This window comes from Nannocystis exedens (assembly GCF_002343915.1).
GTDB lineage: Bacteria > Myxococcota_A > Polyangia > Nannocystales > Nannocystaceae > Nannocystis > Nannocystis exedens.
On sequence record NZ_NETK01000001.1, the window covers coordinates 6,330,764 to 6,348,311 of the forward strand.

The 17,548-nt window shown below is 72.8% G+C and carries 14 protein-coding genes; 9 read left to right on the forward strand and 5 right to left on the reverse strand.

The window, feature by feature from the left end; all coding sequences use genetic code 11:
* The first annotated feature begins 332 nt into the window (after positions 1–332).
* Positions 333–650, forward strand: a complete 318-nt coding sequence (locus tag NAEX_RS50655; RefSeq protein ID WP_170135990.1) for a hypothetical protein — start codon at positions 333–335, stop codon at positions 648–650.
* Positions 651–979: 329 nt separating this feature from the next.
* Here the strand turns inward: NAEX_RS50655 and NAEX_RS24895 are convergent, their stop codons facing one another.
* The gene (locus tag NAEX_RS24895) at positions 980–1,297 is read right to left on the reverse strand and encodes a hypothetical protein (protein ID WP_096329975.1); all 318 of its coding nucleotides are present in this window, start codon (positions 1,295–1,297) and stop codon (positions 980–982) included.
* Positions 1,298–1,810: 513 nt separating this feature from the next.
* The gene (locus tag NAEX_RS24900; protein ID WP_096329976.1) at positions 1,811–2,701 is read right to left on the reverse strand and encodes an MBL fold metallo-hydrolase; all 891 of its coding nucleotides are present in this window, start codon (positions 2,699–2,701) and stop codon (positions 1,811–1,813) included.
* Positions 2,702–3,518: 817 nt separating this feature from the next.
* On the opposite strand from NAEX_RS24900, the gene NAEX_RS24905 reads away from it, so the two are divergent.
* The 3 genes from NAEX_RS24905 to NAEX_RS24915 are packed head-to-tail and all read left to right on the forward strand — an operon-like array spanning position 3,519 to position 5,337.
* The gene (locus NAEX_RS24905; RefSeq protein WP_096329977.1) at positions 3,519–4,028 is read left to right on the forward strand and encodes a hypothetical protein; all 510 of its coding nucleotides are present in this window, start codon (positions 3,519–3,521) and stop codon (positions 4,026–4,028) included.
* Positions 4,029–4,043: 15 nt separating this feature from the next.
* On the forward strand, positions 4,044–4,535 hold the full coding sequence (locus NAEX_RS24910) for a DUF421 domain-containing protein (protein ID WP_096329978.1): 492 nt from the start codon (positions 4,044–4,046) through the stop codon (positions 4,533–4,535).
* Between the two features lie 31 nt (positions 4,536–4,566).
* Positions 4,567–5,337, forward strand: coding sequence for a transporter (locus NAEX_RS24915; protein WP_143141345.1), 771 nt, complete (start codon positions 4,567–4,569; stop codon positions 5,335–5,337).
* Positions 5,338–5,540: 203 nt separating this feature from the next.
* On the opposite strand, the gene NAEX_RS24920 is transcribed toward NAEX_RS24915, so the two are convergent.
* A complete protein-coding gene (locus tag NAEX_RS24920) occupies positions 5,541–5,975 on the reverse strand; it encodes an MgtC/SapB family protein (protein WP_096329980.1) in 435 nt (144 codons plus the stop codon).
* Between the two features lie 334 nt (positions 5,976–6,309).
* Between NAEX_RS24920 and NAEX_RS24925 the strand changes: the two genes are divergently transcribed.
* Positions 6,310–7,668 carry an SMP-30/gluconolactonase/LRE family protein gene (locus NAEX_RS24925; RefSeq protein ID WP_096329981.1) on the forward strand — a complete coding sequence of 453 codons (1,359 nt, stop codon included), beginning with the start codon at positions 6,310–6,312 and terminating at the stop codon, positions 7,666–7,668.
* A 284-nt stretch (positions 7,669–7,952) separates the two neighbouring features.
* On the forward strand, positions 7,953–8,567 hold the full coding sequence (locus NAEX_RS24930; RefSeq protein WP_096329982.1) for a hypothetical protein: 615 nt from the start codon (positions 7,953–7,955) through the stop codon (positions 8,565–8,567).
* A gap of 173 nt (positions 8,568–8,740) precedes the next feature.
* Here the strand turns inward: NAEX_RS24930 and NAEX_RS24935 are convergent, their stop codons facing one another.
* Both NAEX_RS24935 and NAEX_RS24940 read right to left on the reverse strand, forming a co-directional pair.
* Positions 8,741–10,594, reverse strand: a complete 1,854-nt coding sequence (locus tag NAEX_RS24935; protein WP_096329983.1) for a glycosyltransferase family 2 protein — start codon at positions 10,592–10,594, stop codon at positions 8,741–8,743.
* Positions 10,595–10,625: 31 nt separating this feature from the next.
* Positions 10,626–10,949, reverse strand: a complete 324-nt coding sequence (locus NAEX_RS24940) for a DUF2795 domain-containing protein (RefSeq protein ID WP_096329984.1) — start codon at positions 10,947–10,949, stop codon at positions 10,626–10,628.
* 334 nt (positions 10,950–11,283) lie between these two features.
* Between NAEX_RS24940 and NAEX_RS24945 the strand changes: the two genes are divergently transcribed.
* The 3 genes from NAEX_RS24945 (at position 11,284) to NAEX_RS24955 (ending at position 17,285) form a co-directional block, all read left to right on the forward strand.
* Positions 11,284–12,123, forward strand: coding sequence for a glycosyltransferase family 2 protein (locus NAEX_RS24945; protein WP_096329985.1), 840 nt, complete (start codon positions 11,284–11,286; stop codon positions 12,121–12,123).
* 182 nt (positions 12,124–12,305) lie between these two features.
* Positions 12,306–15,974: a PAS domain S-box protein gene (locus NAEX_RS24950; RefSeq protein WP_096329986.1), complete on the forward strand. Its 3,669-nt coding sequence runs from the start codon at positions 12,306–12,308 to the stop codon at positions 15,972–15,974.
* A gap of 138 nt (positions 15,975–16,112) precedes the next feature.
* Positions 16,113–17,285 (forward strand): hypothetical protein, encoded by a 1,173-nt coding sequence (locus NAEX_RS24955; protein ID WP_096329987.1) that lies wholly within the window; start codon positions 16,113–16,115, stop codon positions 17,283–17,285.
* Positions 17,286–17,548: the final 263 nt, after the last annotated feature.

Sequence of the window (17,548 nt, forward strand, 5' to 3'; positions counted from 1 at the left end):
CGCGTGCATCCCGGCAGCAGCCCGGTCGCAGCCCCGGTCCGGCTCTGGCCGGGATTGCGAGCGGCGGGGGCGCCTCGATGGCGGCGGTTCGAGGCGTGCGCGTCCTCGCGGGCGCGTCGGCGGCTCACCGGCCGCGACGGGGAGCCGGAGCGCGCCGCGGCGATCGGACCTGTACGTCGATTCGCCGGCAGGACGAATCGCATGGCCCCGCTGCAATCGCAGCGGTCGAACGAGCACGGACGGCAGGCCGGTGCGAGGGGTGCCTGCGCCGGCAAGGCCGTCCGCTTGCGGGACCGACGATCTCGCCCACGAAGACCGCGGGAGAGACAGCCATGATGGGAAAGATCCTCGGAATTGCGGCGCTCGGCGCCTTCCTCTGCGGCGCCTGCAGCAGAGAAGAGCACGAGCCCGGGGCCACGCTCGCGCAGATCGAAGCCGGCTGCAAGTCGTACTGCGCGAAGGCGAGCGAGTGCAACAAGTCGATCCGGCCCGACTCGTGCGAGACGCGGTGCCAGAACCGACTCAACCGCTGCCGGGCGAACGAACAGGCCGACGCGGTCGCCGACCTCGAGGGGTGCGCCATCGACACGTGCGTCGACTTCGCGGCGTGTGCCATCGGCGCGGACCTGCAGTGCAAGTTCGGCCTGTAGGGGCATGGACGCAGGGTCGGCCCGGCGAGCAGGTCCGCGCGGTGCTGCGATGGGCAGCTGCTCGGGGTGCTCGCAATGATTTCGGCGCAGGAGGATTCGACCCGAGGTCCCGGGCCGACGAGAACGAGCCGACGTGCATGAAATGGAAGGCTCACGTCGGCTCGGGCCGTCCTCGTCGGACGCCGGGCGGCTCGCTCGCCTGATTCGCCGGAGCCGGGCGCTGCGTCCCGGGCGGCCGGTCCTGTCCCGAAGGACAGGGCGTCGGGCTCCTTGAAAGCGGCCGTCGATCCGCGGCACGGGGGGATGCCGCGGGATCACGGCCGAACGGCTCAGCGGGGCTGGTCGCCCATGTCGCCGGTCGCGGGCGGATTGCCCTTGCGCGTCTCGGGCTCCGTCTTCTTCTTCGTGTTCTTGTTGCCCGTGTCCCTGGTGTCCGTCGCGCCCTGGGAGCCGGTCTGCGTATTCTTGGTGCCCGTCGCGCCGCCCTGGGAGCCGGTCTGCCCGCCCGACTCCTTGGTGCCGGTCTGCGCGCCCGACTCCTTGGTGCCGGTCTGCCCGCCCTGGGAGCCGGTGGGCGGGTTGTTGTTCCTGGTGCCCGTCGCGCCTTGCGAGCCGGTCTGGGGGGTGGTGCCCAGTGCGTCCTGCATGCTGGTCGGGGCGTTGGAGGCGCCGGGTCCGGTGCCGGCCTGAGGATTGGTGGCCGACGAGCCTTTCTGTTCGGTCGACGGGCTGCCGGGGGGACTGCCCATTGCGCCCTGAGAGCCCTGGGGGTTGGGGGCCGGGCCGGGCGCCTTCGCCGAGGTGTCGCCGCCGGGGGTGCGGCCGCCCGCTGCGCCGCCCTCGGCGGCCGACGGGGTCGAGCTGTCGGCGCCGCCCCCCCGCCGGGGCGGGGTGAGGTTTGCGTCCGCGAGTACACGGTGTCGCGGTCGCCGGAGCGGTCGGTCGCGTCGCGTGAGCGGCCCTCGCAGCCTACCAGCGGCGCGAGCAGCAGCAAGGGGAACAACCAGCGGGATTGCTTGCACCTGGGAATCATCGCACTCCTCCTCGCGCCCGCGGTCGAGTCGCCGCGCGGTCGCGCCCCGAACGGTAGCCCGGGCGGCTCGCTCCGCAAGCTCAGGCGGACGCGATCGTCCGTGCGGGCGGCGACGAATGTGACGAGTTCAACTCGCGCCGAGGCCCGGCGATTGCGGCGCGTGCGGGTGAGGCGGCTGGCCGTGCGGGCTGCGGGCCGCCCACGTCTCGAACTCGACCGGGTCGTGGGCACACAGCACGCGGACCGCGTCGCCGTGCTGATACGTCAGATCGCGGAGGCGCTGTTGATTGCGCAGTCGAGCCCGGCGGTCGACCTCCATCATCGTCTGATACGCGCGCAGCCCGAGCGGGCAGCGCGGGTGGTCGACGTTCAGCTCGCCGCGATAAAAGTACGCGTCGCCGGCGTGCAGCAGCCAGCCCTCCTCGGCGCGCACCGCCACCCCCGCGTGGCCCTCCGTGTGGCCCACCAGCGGGACCAGCAAGATCTCCGGCGGCAGCCCCACCAGCGCGCGCACACACGCGAAGCCGAACCAGTCCTCGCCCTCCGCGGGCGCGTAGGTCTGCCACGAGCCCGCCGTCGACCACTGCTGCGGGCGGTAGCGGCCGCGGGCGATCGCCCCGACCCGCCGCTGCGCGGCGTGGGCCTCGTCGGCCAGCAAGTGGACCTGCGCGTGCGGGAAGTCGGAGAGCCCGCCGGCGTGGTCGAAGTCGAGGTGCGTCAGGACGATGTGACGGACGTCGCGGGGCGACAGGCCGAGGCGCTCGATCTGCCGCACCGCCGTCTCGTGCTCGTCGAAGCGCGGCCGCATCATGCCGACGAAGAAGCGGCTGAGGCGGGTGGTCGGGCTCTGGATGTCCTCGAGGCCGAGTCCGGTGTCCACCAGCACGAGGCCGCGGTCCGTCTCGAGCAGCAGACAATGACAGGTCATCCGCGCCGGGCCGGGGTCGTCCGCCGGCTTTCCCATCAGGCGCCCGCCGTAGGGGCACATGGTTCCGCAATTGAGGTGATGAATCCGCACGACGGCCTCCCTGCCAGGCTTGAGCGGCAGTGGCCGGCGCGTCAAATCTCATGCGCGTCCGCCGAGGTCGCGCGCCTTTTCGGTGGCCTCCGCGGCCAGGGACGGGGAGGGCGCGGACGCCGATCGCCGGTCGATTCGCCGGTCGAGGCCGGTACGAGCATTCGCGGCTGTCAGGAAATACCCTGGTAGCCCGGCGCGGCGGAGCCGCCAATCATCCCAGTCGCCAATCCGCGAGGAAATACCCCGGGGCCGACCACCCATCATCCTATCCGGCGGTCCCGGTCGGCGAGGAGCAACCCCGGGCCCGCGCGGCGGGGCGCCGATCCTCGCAGTCGGGGCCGGCGAGGAATGACCCGGGTCTACGGGCGCCGGACCTCGATCATCATCCCTGGCGGTCGCGGTCGGCGACAACGTACCCGGAGCCTGCGCGCGCCGGAGCCGATCTTCACGGTCACTGTCGGCGAGGAATTACCCCGGAGCCTGGGCGCGGGCGGAGACGCAATCATTACAGTCACTGTCGGCGAGGAATTGGCGCGGGCCAGTGCGCGGCCCAGACGACAATCATCGCAGCCGCGGCAGCGAGGAAATACCCTGGATTTGGGCGCGCCGGTCCGGCGAGCGCCCATCACCCCGGGCAGGCCATGAGAGGCAGCGCCGCTCCCGCTCGGCGAAGCCGGTAATTGCTGCGAGGTGCGAAAACGCGCCTTTTGCGCCGATTCACGTCACTGGGAGCGGCGGCCGCGAGATTCGTCGCTGGGCGGCCGAGCCGGGCGGCTCGGTTGGCCGCGACATCCATCGCGTGCAAGCCAACGCGTGCATGCGAGAGCACGAGCATCCGCCGCCGGCGCCGGAGATCGAGCGGCGCCTGCAGTTCCATCGCCCGCAGCTGCTGCTGATGCCGCTGATGTTCGCGGTCCCGATCCTGGCGCTGCTGGGCCTGCTCGGCGGCCCGCGGGTGCGCGAGGAGATCGACCTGGGCGGGGTGCACCTGGCGGTGGAGTACGCCCCGCGCGACCACCTCGAGGACTGGGGCCGCGTGTACGTCACGGTCGTCAATCGCTCGCCCGCGCCGCTGGCGGACGCGCGGGCCGAGTTCGCCCGGGCCCTGCTCGACGCGCTGTGGCAGCCGTCGTTTCAGCCGCAGCTCGCGCGGATCGACGGTGAATGGTACGTCGTCCCGCTCGGCGACCTCCCGCCGGGGGCGACCCGCGCCGTCACGCTGGACTATCGCAGCACCGACCCTGGCAGGCTGAACGGATCGGTGCGCGTGCGCGCCGGCGACGAGGCGCTGGCCGAGCTGCCGATCCACATCGCCGTGCTGCCGTGAACGCGAGGGGAGCGCATGGAAACCGTCATCCGCATCGTCATCCTCTACACGGTCATCATCACGGGCCTGCGGATCCTCGGCAAGCGTGAGTTCGGCCAGCTGTCGCCGGCCGAGCTGGTCACGCTCCTCATCATCCCCGAGATCGTGTCGCCGGCGCTGGTGCGCGAAGACCCGTCGCTGACGAACGCGATCGTCGGGACGACGACGCTGTTCTCGCTGGTGTTCGTGGTCTCGCTGCTGATGCACCACGTCCGCCCGCTCGAGAAGGTCGTCTCGAGCTCGCCGACCTTGCTGGTCAGCGACGGCCGCTTTCTCGCCGAGAACATGAACAAGGAGCGGGTCTCCCCCGAGGAGATCTATACGGAGATCCGCAAGGTCGGCCTCCACGAGCTGGCCCAGGTGCGCTGGGTGGTGCTCGAGTCGGACGGCACGATGTCGGTGATCCCGAAGCCCGGGGTCGACCGTCACATGCACGCCGAGAGCTCGAGCTCGGTCGGCGGCGGCTAGCCACGGGAAAATTTTTTAAAAGAAAATGCTCATGAAGCTCGCCTGTTTCGCCCTGTGGGTCGTCCTGGCGGGGGACGAGGACCCGCGTCGCGTCGATCCCGATCGACCGACGATCACCAACACCACCTCGATGGTGCCGCGCGGCGCGGTCCAGATCGAGGCCGGCGTCGACGCGCAGGTGTACGGGCGCGCGAGCCAGGACGAGTTCCTGGTGGCGACGCCGATGATCGTCCGCATCGGCCTGCACGAGCGGGTCGAGCTGCGCGTGTTCGACGGCGACCCGGTCCGCTGGGGCCTCGGTCAGACGGGGGCCCGTCAGCAGCACGAGGTGTCGATCGGGGCCAAGATCAAGCTGTTCGAACGCGGGCAGCGCACCAAGACGTCGCTCGGCCTCCAGCCGCAGCTGCTGCCGGTGTCGCCGCTCGGCAAGGAGACGTTCTGGGCCCCGCTGCCGGCGCTGCTGCTGCTGCTCTCGGTCGAGCCCGGCGAGTGGAACATCAGCGTCAACGCGGGCATCAAGACCGCTCCCGCCGACACCGGCCGCTGCTGCGAGATCAGCGACCTGTTCGCGGCCTCGGTCTCGCGCGCGCTCGCCGATCAACGCCTGCGCCTGTGGGGCGAGGTCTACGCCCGCCTCGACTTCCCCCACACCGAGCTCGCCGAGCTCGCCGGCGACGGCGGTCTGATGGTGCATCTCCACCGCCGCGTGGCCCTCGACGCCGGCGTGCTGGTCGGCCGCGCCCGCCGCACGCTGGTGGTGGCGGTGCTCGCAGGGCTGTCGGTGCGCTTCGGCGGGCGATGAAGCGGCTGCAGGCGGTCGTCACAGGGGTTCACCGGACGAGGGCGAGCACGGCTGTTCTTAAGGTCATGTCTTCCGTGACATGACCCTTCGAGCGTCCATGGAATCGAGGCGGTGAGGGCGAATGCACGGAGTCGGCCCTCCGGGCAGGGAGGGCCGGCGGGACGCGCGGTCGGGTCCCAGGTCCCAGGGGCAATCCGCGGTGATCACTCGTCCGGCGTCGCCTTCCGCCACGTCTTGACGTGCGGGATGCGCGGTACCAGGACAGCGTAGAGGGTCGCGATCGTGGCGATGATGTACCAGCCCATGCCGATGGCCATGCCGATCGCGGCTGCGAACCACACGGACGCGGCCGTGGTCAGGTTGGTGATCTTGTCGCCGGCGGCCTTCAGGATCATGCCGGCACCGAGGAAGCCGACGCCCGACACGACCTGCGCGGCGATGCGGGCAGGGCTGGTCGGGTCGGCCTGCTGCGAGATGAACGTGAACAGACACGCGCCGGCGATCACGAAGCAGTTCGTGCTGATGCCGGCGGGTTTGTTGCGGATCTCGCGCTCGACGCCGATGCTCGTGCCGCAGAGCAGGCACACGCCGATGCGGATCAGGAAGTCGAGCTCGTGTCCGATGAGGATGTTGTCCATGCGGCGCGAACTCTACTCCGACCGCCTGGACCGACCTCGCCCGAAGGGGCGGCCGGTGTGGATCGATGGGCGGCAGCGGCGGCGTGCGCTCCCCGCCGGCCGGGCGGGCAGCGAGCAAGGTCCCTGATGCTGCGGAGACCGGCCGGGCGCGGCTCCGCGCGCAGGGTTTCGCGCGTGCATTTTGTCTGCGACATCCGGCTGGGACCTCGGTCCTCCGAGCGACGAGGCGCGCTGCCGCCTCGCGAGGCAGCTGACCATGACTCGACGACTGCATGAGAGGACCCAGACATCCACTTCGACCGCGGGCACGGGCGGCGGACGCCCGCTCGCATTCGTGGCGGCGTTCCTGCTCGGGGCGGCCTGCGGCGGGTTCGCCGACGACGACGACACGACGGCCGGCACCGGGCTCGACGACCCCGGCGATCCCTGCGCGGCGTTCACCGACTGCGTGGAGTGCGGGGACGCGGGCCTCGACTGCGCCTGGTGTGCGGGGTCGTGCAGGAGCCGTCCCGACGGCGCCTCGATCAGCGACGACTCCTGGTGCGAGTGGGGGTTCGCGGAAAGCGGCACCGCTTGCCAGGATATCGACGGCATCAGGCTGGTCGAGAGCACGCTCCCGATCGACTGTCGCTCGTCGATGAACGAGGGAGACCCGCGCTGTCAGGTCCCCGACGACGACAACGCCGCCGAGCTCGGCGAGGGCCCGGCCTTCCCGGGAGGCTTCGGCGGGCTGTTCGGCGGCTACCTCGACGTCGCCGGCAATCGGGTCATCCTCGGCGCGATGACCAATCGTCCGGGCGACGAGCTCGGATCGATCTGGACGGCCGACCTCGCTTCCGGCGACCGGGCGCTCGTCTCGGGCGCGACCGAGGACGCGATCGTCGGGTGGATCGAGCGCGGCGCCGGCCCGGGCTTCGGCACGAGGGTGTTCGACGTCGACCTCGCGCCCGACGGCGCCTGGATCGCGTACGCCGACGCGGGCCTGTTCCGGGTCGACCCGGACACCGGCGATCGGACTCGACTCTGGTCCCCTGAGAGCAAGCCGTGCGTCCACGTCGGGATCGTCTTCGCTCCGAACGGCGTCGACGGCAGCTCGGTCGTGGTCGGCCCCGACGGGACGATGTACATCGCGTCGGGCGAGGACGAGAACGTCGATCCGCCCCCGGACAGCGGCGTGTTCGCCATCCAGCCCGACGGCTCGTGCCGCATGCTGACGATGAGCTCGTCCGAGACCGAGCGCGTGGTCGGCAACGGCCCGCTGGTCGGCGGCGACTACCGCGGGTTGGTGCTCCAGGGCGACAAGTTGCTCGCGCTCGGGATGCCGGGGGATCTCCACGAGATCGACCTCGCGACCGGCGATCGCCGCCTCGTCACGAGCGAGACGAGAAACGTCGGCGAGGGGCCGCCCGCCGACTATCAGTACCTCGCCGTCTCGAGCACCGGCACGCTCCTCGCCTCGGGCGACAGCGTCGACTCCTTCGCGGACGCGACCCGCGCGATGACCGAGATCGATCCCGCCTCCGGCGATCGCAAGCTCCGCTGGGCTTACCGCGGACCCGCGACATCGTCGCCCCGGATGACGTGGATCGCGCCGCACCCGGAGCTCCCGGGGATCTACATCGCGGTCGAGGAAGGTCAGTCCCTCGTGCTCTACGAGCCCGCGAGCGGCAACACGAACCTCCTGTCGCACTGACGGGGCCGCCGCCGAGGCCGCGCACGCCCGCCGGCGCTGTGTGGAGTCCAGCGCGAGCGCAGGCGGCCGGGGACCTCAAGCAGTTCGGCGGCACGCGGGCTCGCGCATCCGCGCACGGCGTCGCGGACGGACGCGGCGTGACTCGGGCGTACCGCGAGCCGTCCACGCGGCACGGCGACGGTCAGCGCGCGGCCCCTCTCCGCGAACCTCGCCGCCGGCACGCTGGAGCGCTCGCGGGTCCGCGTTGGCTTGCGAGCCACGCGAGGCGGGTGTCAAAATGAGGCGTGACGTCTCGCTTATTTTATTTCGCCCTGTATGTCCTCGTCGCCTGCGGTCCCGAGCCGGGCAGCGACACCGATACCGCCACGGATTCCGATACGAGCGGCGCATCGACCACCGCCGCGTCGAGCACGGCGCCGACCACCGGCCCTGTCCCCGAAGGAGAGCTGTGCGGCTGCGAGGACGCCTCCTGCCACACGTCGATCTGCGACGCCTTCGTCGTCGGCTGCGAATGGGAGCCCTGCGACCCCGAGCTGTGGTGGGCCGTGACCGACGAGTCGGCGCTAGGGTGTGCGGTCAAGGCCCTGCGCGACCGCAAGCCGGGCCTCGTCGAATGGTCGCGGAACTTCGGGTTCGACACCGGGACCGCCGAGAGGCTGCTCGTGCGGATCCGCGAGGACGGCACGGTCTCGCACGTCCAGCTGTTCCCGAGCCGATGTCAGGGAGGTCCCATCACTCACTTCGCCCTCGCGGACGCCGGCTACTTCGAGGGCTGCCTCGCCGAGCCCGACGCGCTGGCCCGCTTCCTCTGCATGGATGCCGGCTTCCGCGAGCGGCTGGCCGAGTGCGGAGAGGCCCCGGCGCTCTCGTGCGAGTCGGGCCCGTCCGGGACCGAGTGAGGCATCGGCGCCGGGCGAGGCGTCGCTGAAGAGGGTCGTGACGCCGCGCCTTCGTCCCCGGCGAGAAAACGACATGTCTCATGGGTCATGTGTCGGAGGCGCTCCGGGCGAATTGACGACATGTCCCATGAGATCGGTTGCCGCCTCGCTCGGGGCCAGCGGGTCGCGCGGGCCTACGCGCTCGCGCGCGGGCGCTTGAGGGCGATCTCGCCGAGGAACGCGAGCAGGTCGTCGGCGTGGCGGTCGAACGTGAACTCGTCGCGGGCGCGCCACACCTGCTCGCGGATCGCCTGGGTGCGGGCGGTGTCGCGCAGCTGGGCGGCGAGGTCGGCCATGTCGCGGGCGAACACGCCGACGCCGAGGCGGCGGGCCAGGCTCTGGGTGGCGACGCGGGCGCCGTCGTTGGTGCGCTGGATCATCGGCAGGCCGGCGGCCGCCAGCGTGGCGGCGCGGGCGGGGACGTTGAGGTCGTCCCAGTCGGCGCGGCCGATGTCGCCGTCGTTGCCGCTGGCGAAGAAGTGCAGCCAGCCGGCGTCGTAGCGCGAGAACTCCTCGACCCATCGCCGCTGGTCGACGTGGGCGTGCAGGTGCAGGTGCCGCGGCGCGACCGCCCGGGCGCTGTCGATCCACCCGCGCCACTGGCCGTGGGTGAAGTCGCCGTAGAAGTGGAGGTGCACGTCCTCGGCCGCCAGCTCGGCGACGTTGTGCGGGTGGAGGCCGATCGGCCGCCCGGGCACGACGGTGTGGATCGAGCCGTCGGCCTGCGACAGCCGCGGCGACGGCTCGCCGGCGAACCACTCGCGCCGCGGCAGGTCGCCGTCGACCACCAGCGAGGGGATCGACGCGGCGCTGGCGGGCAGCACGGTGGCGAACCACTCGCGCATCTCCGGGCTCGAGTACACGAGCCCGTCGGCGCGGGTGTGCAGGTCCATCAGCGCCTGCCAGGTGCCCTTCTCGCGGCAGATGAACGGCCCCTCCTTGAAGTGCCAGACGAACGGCACGCCGGTGTTCGCGGCCAGGACCTCGCGGGCGAACGGGACCGCCTGCCAGTTGAGGAGGGCGTAGATGACGTCGGGCCGCAGGGCGCGGATCAGCGTCCGCCAGTCGTCGCGCGGCAGGTCGCGCACGTGGCCGAACGGCAGCGGGCCGACCGTGTTGTACCAGTGCGGGTCCTCCATCCACAGCCCGTAGAGCGAGTGGCCGCGCTCCTCCAGCGCGAGCACGCGGTCGGCGTTGTAGGCCAGCTCGCCGACCAGGAGGATCGTCAGGCCGTCGCGGGTCCGCGGGGTCGACGGCCGCTCGCGCGCGCGGCGGTAGAGCTCGACCTCGTCGATCTCGTTGCCGACGCTGCTGTGAAACCGCAGCGGGTGCTTCACCGCGAACCGCTGACGAAACGCGTTGATGCCGCCCAGCGGCTCGCGCAGGAGCTTGTGCAATTGACCGGGGTGGTCGACCCATTCGCAGGTGACGCGCCCGGTCGCGACCGCCGGACCGCCGGCGAGCAGGCGGTCCCACAGCATGCGGCCGAGGTCGTCGGTGACGAGCTCGGCGCGTTCGAGCCAGCGGGCGTCGGTGCGGCGGTGCATCACCTGCACGAGCTGCAACGAATGCCCGGCGACGGCGCCGTCGGCCCGGCGATTGTAGTGATGGCGGACCCCCGAATAGGCCAGCGCCGCGGCCGGCTCGGCGTCGAGCCGGGCGGCGAGCGAGCCGAGGTGGTCGGGCCAATAGCGGTCGTCGGACGGGAGGTAGGCGATCCGCGGCGCGCGGGCGCGGGCCAGCCCGACGTTGAGGGCCGCGCCGAGCCCGACGTTGCGCGCCAGTCGCTCGTAGCGGATCCGCGGATCGGCGAGGAAGGGCGCGACCACGGCCTCGGTGTCGTCCGGGGAGCCGTCGTCGACGACGATCAGCTCCCAGTCGCTCCGCTGCTGTGCCAGCAGGCTGCCGAGCGCGGCCGGGATGAAGCACGCCTGGCCGTAGGTCGGCATGAGCACGGAGATCCCGGGCTCGCAGGTGTCGATGGTCATGGGCCCTCCCGGTCTCCGGCGGATCGATCGCTCAGCGCTTCTTGCCCCCGCGGCCGCCGCCGCGCTCCGACGCCTCGCCCTGCTGCTCCTCGCCCTCGCGCTCCTCGTCGCGCGACCGCTCGCGCTCCTCGTTACCCCCGGAGCGCGAGCGGTCGTCGGACTCGTCGGTCTGGCCCATGGCCCGGGTGACGTCGCGCATGCTGCGATACTCCTGATCGGGCATCGACTCCATCTGGCGCAGCACCGCCTCGTCGGCGTTGTTGTCGCGGGCGTAGCGGATCAGCTCCTTCTTGCCGACCGGGAAGTCGATGCCGCGGAGCTGATGCGTCAATTCAATGGGGGAAGCCTTGGTCATGATTCGTCTCCAGCGCGGTTTGGTAGCACCCGCGTCCGGGCCGTCAAGCAGGGGGCGCGCGTCGATTCGGCCCGCGTGCGCGCCGATGATTCACCGCACCGCGCCGGGCCGCCGTCGTTCGCCCTCCGCGCATTGTCTGGGAAATACCCGCGAGCCGCGACGCGGCGCGGTCGCGTCGACCGGCGGTTGCGAGGTGCCGCGCACGCGCTTGCCCGGGCCGGCGGCGGGGGCATGCTTGCCCGCCGACGGCCCCGCGCGATTCGGCCGTCGCGGCTCGCCCGTCGCAGCTCCAGGGAATTTCCTTGCCCATGCAATCTCATCCGCCGACATTCGTATGCCGACCCTCGACGTCCTGATCCCGACCTGCGATCGCCCGGCCGCGCTGGCCGTCACGCTGACCAGCCTGTGCGCCCAGACGTTGACCTCGCCCGGCGGGAGGCCGTTTCGCGTGGTCGTGTCGGACCAGGGCGACACGCCGGCGACCGAGGCCGGCGAGCTGCGCGCCGCGGTGCGGGTGCTGCGGGCCCACGGCCACGAGGTCGAGCTGCACCGCCACCTGCCCCGCCGCGGCCTGGCCGAGCAGCGCCACTACCTGCTGGCGCAGGCGCGCGCCGAGCAGCTGCTGTGCCTGGACGACGACCTGCTGCTCGAGCCGTGGGTGGTCGCGCAGATGACCGGGGCCCTCGCGCGCGAGGGCTGCGGCTTCGTCGGCAGCGCGGTCATCGGCCTCAGCCTGATCGACTCGGTGCGCCCGCACCAGCAGCGGGTCGAGTGGTGGCCGGGCCGCGTCGAGCCCGAGCGGGTCGAGCCCGGCAGCGCCGCGTGGCTGCGCCACGAGCTGCACAACGCGGCCAACCTGTGGCACGTGCAGCGCGCGCTCGGGCTCGGGCCGGCGGACACGCGCTGCTACAAAATCGCGTGGGTCGGCGGCTGCGTGCTCTACGACGCGGCCAAGCTGCGCGCGGTCGGCGGCTTCGGCTTCTGGACCGAGCTGCCGCGCGAGCACTGCGGCGAGGACGTGCTGGCCCAGCTGCGGGTGATGGCCCGCTTCGGCGGCTGTGGGTTGATGCCGAGCGGCGTGTACCATCTCGAGCTGCCGACGACCGTCCCCAACCGCGAGGTCGACGCGCCGCGGGTCCTCCCGGTCGAGCCCGCTGCCCCGCACGTGCCTTGATTCGCGTCTTCGGCTGCGCCGCCGGCGGCGCCGCCCGCCGGGGTGCGCTCGCGCTCGCCCGCCGCGCTTGCGGGGCTGACGGCCTCGTCTTAGCCTGCTGGCCTCATGATCTCCGCGCCGCGAGCTGACTCCAACCGACGGGCACCCGGCCCGACCTGCTCGCGGGCGGCGCGCGCGAGTCGATGATGACGCGCGACGACGACGAGCTCGCGCGAGAGCGCGAACGGCTGCAGATCACCCTCGCCAGCATCGGCGACGCCGTCATCAGCACCGACGTCGACGGCCGCGTCACCTACCTCAACCCGGTCGCCGAGACGCTGACCGGCTGGTCGACGAGCGAGGCGGTCGGGCGCCCGCTGACCGAGGTGTTCCACATCGTCCACGAGCGCACGCGCCAGACGGTCGAGAACCCGGCGCTGAGGGCCCTGCGCGACGGGGTCGTGGTCGGCCTGGCGAATCACACCTGCCTGATCGCCCGCGACGGCAGCGAGCGCCCGATCGACGACAGCGCCGCGCCGATCCGCGACGGCGAGGGCCGGGCGGTGGGGGCCGTCCTCGTGTTCCGCGACGTCAGCGAGCGCCGGCGGGCCGAGGAGGCGCAAGCGCGCCTGGCGGCGATCGTCGCGTCCTCGGAGGACGCGATCGTCAGCAAGACGCTCGACACCATCATCCGCACCTGGAACGCCGGCGCCGAGCGGCTGTTCGGCTACACCGCCGCCGAGGCGGTGGGCCGATCGATCACGATGATCATCCCGCCCGAGCGGCTCGACGAGGAGCGGCAGATCATCGCCCGGCTGGTCCGCGGCGAGCGTGTCGAGTGGTTCGAGACCGTGCGCGTGGCCAAGGACGGCCGCCGGCTGGACATCTCGCTCACGGTCTCGCCGCTGCACGACAGCGAGGGCCAGGTCGTCGGCGCGTCGAAGATCGCCCGCGACATCACGGCGCAGAAGCAGGCGCAGGCGGCGCTGCGGGCCAGCGAGGGGCGGCACCGCTTCCTCGCCGAGCTCGCGGCCGCGACCCAGGCGCAGACGGAGCCCGAAGAGGTCCTGGCCGTCACGGCGCGCCTGCTCGCCGAGCACCTCGACGTCGACCGCTGCGCCTACGCCGAGGTCGAGGACGAGGCGACGTTCGTGATCACCGGCGACCACTCGCGCGGCGTGCCCAGCATCGTCGGCCGCTGGCCGGTGGGCTCGTTCGGCCCGGCGCTCACGGCGGCGATGGAGGCCCACGAGCCGTTCGTGGTCGAGGACGTCGACGCCGACCCGCGCCTCGACGAGGCCCAGCGCCCGGCCTACCGGGCCACGCAGATCCAGGCGGTCGTCTGCGTGCCGTTGCACAAGCACGGAAAATTCATTGCGGCGATGGCGGCCCACAGCAAGACGCCGCGGCGCTGGCGCCCCGACGAGGTGACGCTGGTGCGCACGGTGGCCGACCGCTGCTGGGAGGCGCTCGAGCGGACCCGCGCGGACCGGCGCCTGCGCGACAGCGAGGCCCGCTACCGGGCCATCGTCGAGGCCACGCCGGAGTGCGTCAAGCTGGTCGCGCCCGACGGCACGGTGCTGCAGATGAACTCGGCCGGGCTGGGCATCATCGAGGCCGACGAGGACGCGGTGCTCGGCCAGTCCGTCTTCGGCATCGTCGCCCCGGAGGACCGCGCGGCCTTCCGCGCCTTCCACGAACGCGTGTGCCGCGGCGAGCGGGGCAACCTTGCGTTCGACGTGGTCGGCCTGCGCGGCACCCGGCGGCACATGGAGAGCACCGCGGTGCCGCTGCCGGCGCCGGGCGGCGGCTGGAACCACCTCGCCGTCAGCCGCGACGTCACGGAGCGCGCCGTCGCCGAGCGGGCGCTGGCCGACAGCCGCGCGCGCCTCGACTTCGCGGTCCGCCTGTCGGGCGTCGGCTTCTGGTACTGCGACCTGCCGTTCGACGAGCTGCAGTGGGACGCGCGGGTCAAGGAGCACTTCTGGCTGCCGCCGTCGGCGCGCGTCACCATCGACACGTTCTACGAGCGGATGCACCCCGAGGACCGCGAGCGCACGCGCACGATGATCGACGCGTCGATCCGCGAGCTCGCGCCGTACGACACCGTCTATCGCACGGTCGACCCCGAGTCCGGCGCGATCAAGTGGATCCGCGCGGTCGGCGGGGCGGTCTGCGCCGCTGACGGCACGCCGATCCGCTTCGACGGGGTGACCGTCGACATCACCGAGGACAAGCGCGACGAGCAGCGCCTGTCGCAGGCGCTCGAGCGCGAGCGCGAGCAGGCCCACATGCTCCGGCAGGTCGCCGACGCGTCGCTCGCCATCCACTCGGCGCAGTCGCTCGAGAGCGTGCTGGCGATCGTCGCCGAGGAGGCGCGGCGGATCATCGGCGCCGGTCATGCCTGCTCGAGCCTGACCGGCGCCGACGACTCGACCGGCCCGCTGGCGGTGACGACCACCGGCGACGGTGTGCGCCGCGAGTACGGCGCGCCCGCGGGCGTCGAGGTGCTGGTCGACCTCGTGTGCCGCAGCCAGCGCCCGCTGCGCCTGGCCGGCGAGGGCCGGGCGAACCGCAGCGACGGCCGCGGCGCCCCGCGTCGCTGGCTGGCCGCGCCGTTCGTCGACCGCCAGGGCGAGAACCTCGGCCTCGTGCAGCTGTGGGACGAGGCCGACGGCGGGTTCGGCGACAGCGACGAGGTCATGCTGGTCCAGCTGGCGCACATCACCTCGGTGGCGATCGAGAACGCCCGCCTCAACGCGGCGCTGCGCGAGCAGGACCGGCGCAAGGACGAGTTCCTGGCGCTGCTGGCCCACGAGCTGCGCAACCCGCTGGCGCCGATCCGCAACGGCCTCGAGGCGCTGCGGCTGTCGGACGACCCGGCGATCCAGGAGCACGCGCAGGCGGTGATGGACCGCCAGCTCGGCCACATGGTCCGGCTCATCGACGACCTGCTCGACATCTCGCGGATCAGCCGCAACAAGATGGAGCTGCGCCGGGCGCGGGTCGTGCTCGCCGACGTGGTGAACAACGCGATCGAGACGGCGCGCCCGTTCATCGACGCGGCCCGGCACACGCTCGAGGTCTCGTTGCCGCCGCGGCCGGTGGTCCTCGACGCCGACCTGACCCGGCTGGCGCAGGTGTTCAGCAACCTGCTGACCAACAGCGCCAAGTACACGCCGCCCGGCGGGCACATCCGCCTGACCGCGGAGCGCTCGAACGGCGAGGTGAGCGTGGTGGTCCGCGACGACGGGATCGGGATCCCGCGGGCGGCGCTGACCAGCATCTTCGACATGTTCTCGCAGATCGATCGCTCGATCGAGCGCTCGAACGGCGGCCTCGGGATCGGGCTGGCGCTGGTCAAGGGGCTGGTCGAGATGCACGGCGGGACGGTCACCTGCGACAGCGCGGGCCCGGGTATGGGCAGCGCGTTCACGGTGACGCTGCCGGTGATCGAGCCGCAGCCGCCGACCGCGAGCTCCGGCGGCCCGAACGGCGAGCGCGACAGCAGCGGCGGCCGGCGCGTCCTGGTCGTCGACGACAACGAGGACTCGGCGCTGACGATGGCGATGATGCTGCGGCTGCTCGGGCACCGGGTCGAGATGGCCCACGACGGGGTGGCCGCGGTGGCGGCGGCCGAGTCGTTCCGGCCCGAGCTCATCCTCATGGACATGGGGATGCCGCGGCTCAACGGCTACGACGCGACCCGCCAGATCCGCCAGCAGCCGTGGGGCGCCGCGATGCGCATCGTCGCCCTCACCGGTTGGGGCCAGGAGAGCGACCGGGCCCGCTCGAAGGAAGCCGGCTGCGACCAGCACCTGGTCAAACCAGTGCCGCTGGCCGAGCTCAAGAAGCTGATGGCGAGCATGTAAACGATCGCCGCGCGCGGCGGCAGTGCGCGGGCTCCGCCGTGGAAGCGGGGCGTGCCGCGGCGGGCTGGGCCGCGGCGGGCCGGTGGCGAGCGGGCGCCTGCTGGCGCGGCGACGGGCCTCGGCCACGAGAACGGTGGGATGACGCGGCGGGCCAGGAGCAGCGACGATCCGGTGGAGGCGGGGCTCGACGCGCTGTACACGGCGCCGCTGGCCGAATTCACCGCGGTGCGCGACGCGCTGGCCAAGCAGCTGCGAGCCGGGGGCGACAGCGCCGGGGCGACGCGGGTGAAGGCGCTGCGCAAGCCGAGCACCGCGGTGTGGACGGTCAATCAACTGGCGCGCCGCGGGCCGGGCCGCATCGACGCGCTGCTGCGGGCCGGCGAACGCCTGCGCTCCGCCCACGGCGGCGCGGCGGTGCGCGAGGCGATGCGGGCCCACCACGACGTGGTGTGGGAGCTGTTGCAGCGGGCCACCAACGTGCTCGCGGAGGCCGGCATCCGCACGCCCGGCGACCACCTCGACAGCATTCGCATCACCCTGCAATCGGCGCCGACGGCGAGCGAGCACGAGCGGGCGCTGCTGCGCCGCGGCATGCTGGCCACGGAGCTCGAGCCGGCCGAATTCGGCGACGTGATGCAGATGCTCGAGGCGAGCTTCGGCGGCGCCCCGGCGGCCCGAGCGGGAGAGGAGGAGCGGCCGGCGAAGAAGGCGAAGCGCGAGGTCGAGGAAGAGGAGGTCGAGGAAGCGGAGCGGCGTGCGGCGAAGAAGAAGCCGGCGAAGCGCGAGGTCGAGGAGGCGGCCGCGGAAGAGGAGCGGCGCGCGGCGAAGAAGAAGCCGGCGAAGCGCGCGAAGCAGGCGCGCGAGGAGACGCGGCGGGGCGGGGCAGGGCCCGAGAAGGAGCCGACGAAGGCCGAGCGAGCGAAGCGCGAGCGCGCCGAGCGAGCGGCCGAGAAGGCCGCGCGCGCGGCCGAGAAGGCCGAGCTGCGGCGGCAACAGCAGCGCGAGCGGGCGGAGCAGCGGCGCGCCGAGCAGGCCGAGCGCCGGGAGCAGGCGACGCTGCGACGCGCCCACGAGAAGGCGACCCGCGAGGCGCGACGCCTGGCGGAGCTGGCCGCGCGCGCGGAGGCGACGGCGCGAACGGCCGAGCGCGAGGCGCAAAAGGCCGAGCGGGCGGCCGAGGCGGCCAGGCAGCGCGCCGAGAAGGCCGAGCGCGCGGCGGCGGCGGCTCGCTCGCGGGCGGAGGAGGCCGAGGACGCCCGCGCGGCGGCCGAACGCGAGCTCGACGCGAACGTGCGCTCGCCCGGGTCGTGAGGGCAGCGTCGAGGCGTCATCCGAGAGTCCTCTTGCGGCTCGGCGAGGCGCCGAAGTCGAGCGATCCTGAGGCCGCAATGGCGCCTCGGCCGCGGGGGAGTGCGAGGACCCGCGCTCGATCTTGAGGCCCGCCGAGCGGAGCGGTGTCGACGTTCCGGCGCGGGAGCGTCGAAGTCTCGACATTCGGCCGAGCCGGCGAAGCGCCGGACGATGCGAGCCGGGAGCCTGAGGCCCAAGAGCGAGGCGCCGTCGACGCGAGCCGG

Bases quoted from the DNA above. Each gene is read 5' to 3' on its own strand.
- NAEX_RS50655 (WP_170135990.1), top strand. From the start codon at position 333: ATGATGGGAAAGATCCTCGGAATTGCGGCGCTCGGCGCCTTCCTCTGC.
- NAEX_RS24895 (WP_096329975.1), bottom strand. From the start codon at position 1,297: ATGCAGGACGCACTGGGCACCACCCCCCAGACCGGCTCGCAAGGCGCG.
- NAEX_RS24905 (WP_096329977.1), top strand. From the start codon at position 3,519: ATGCGAGAGCACGAGCATCCGCCGCCGGCGCCGGAGATCGAGCGGCGC.
- NAEX_RS24910 (WP_096329978.1), top strand. From the start codon at position 4,044: ATGGAAACCGTCATCCGCATCGTCATCCTCTACACGGTCATCATCACG.
- NAEX_RS24915 (WP_143141345.1), top strand. From the start codon at position 4,567: ATGAAGCTCGCCTGTTTCGCCCTGTGGGTCGTCCTGGCGGGGGACGAG.
- NAEX_RS24920 (WP_096329980.1), bottom strand. From the start codon at position 5,975: ATGGACAACATCCTCATCGGACACGAGCTCGACTTCCTGATCCGCATC.
- NAEX_RS24935 (WP_096329983.1), bottom strand. From the start codon at position 10,594: ATGACCATCGACACCTGCGAGCCCGGGATCTCCGTGCTCATGCCGACC.
- NAEX_RS24940 (WP_096329984.1), bottom strand. From the start codon at position 10,949: ATGACCAAGGCTTCCCCCATTGAATTGACGCATCAGCTCCGCGGCATC.
- NAEX_RS24945 (WP_096329985.1), top strand. From the start codon at position 11,284: ATGCCGACCCTCGACGTCCTGATCCCGACCTGCGATCGCCCGGCCGCG.
- NAEX_RS24950 (WP_096329986.1), top strand. From the start codon at position 12,306: ATGATGACGCGCGACGACGACGAGCTCGCGCGAGAGCGCGAACGGCTG.
- NAEX_RS24955 (WP_096329987.1), top strand. From the start codon at position 16,113: ATGACGCGGCGGGCCAGGAGCAGCGACGATCCGGTGGAGGCGGGGCTC.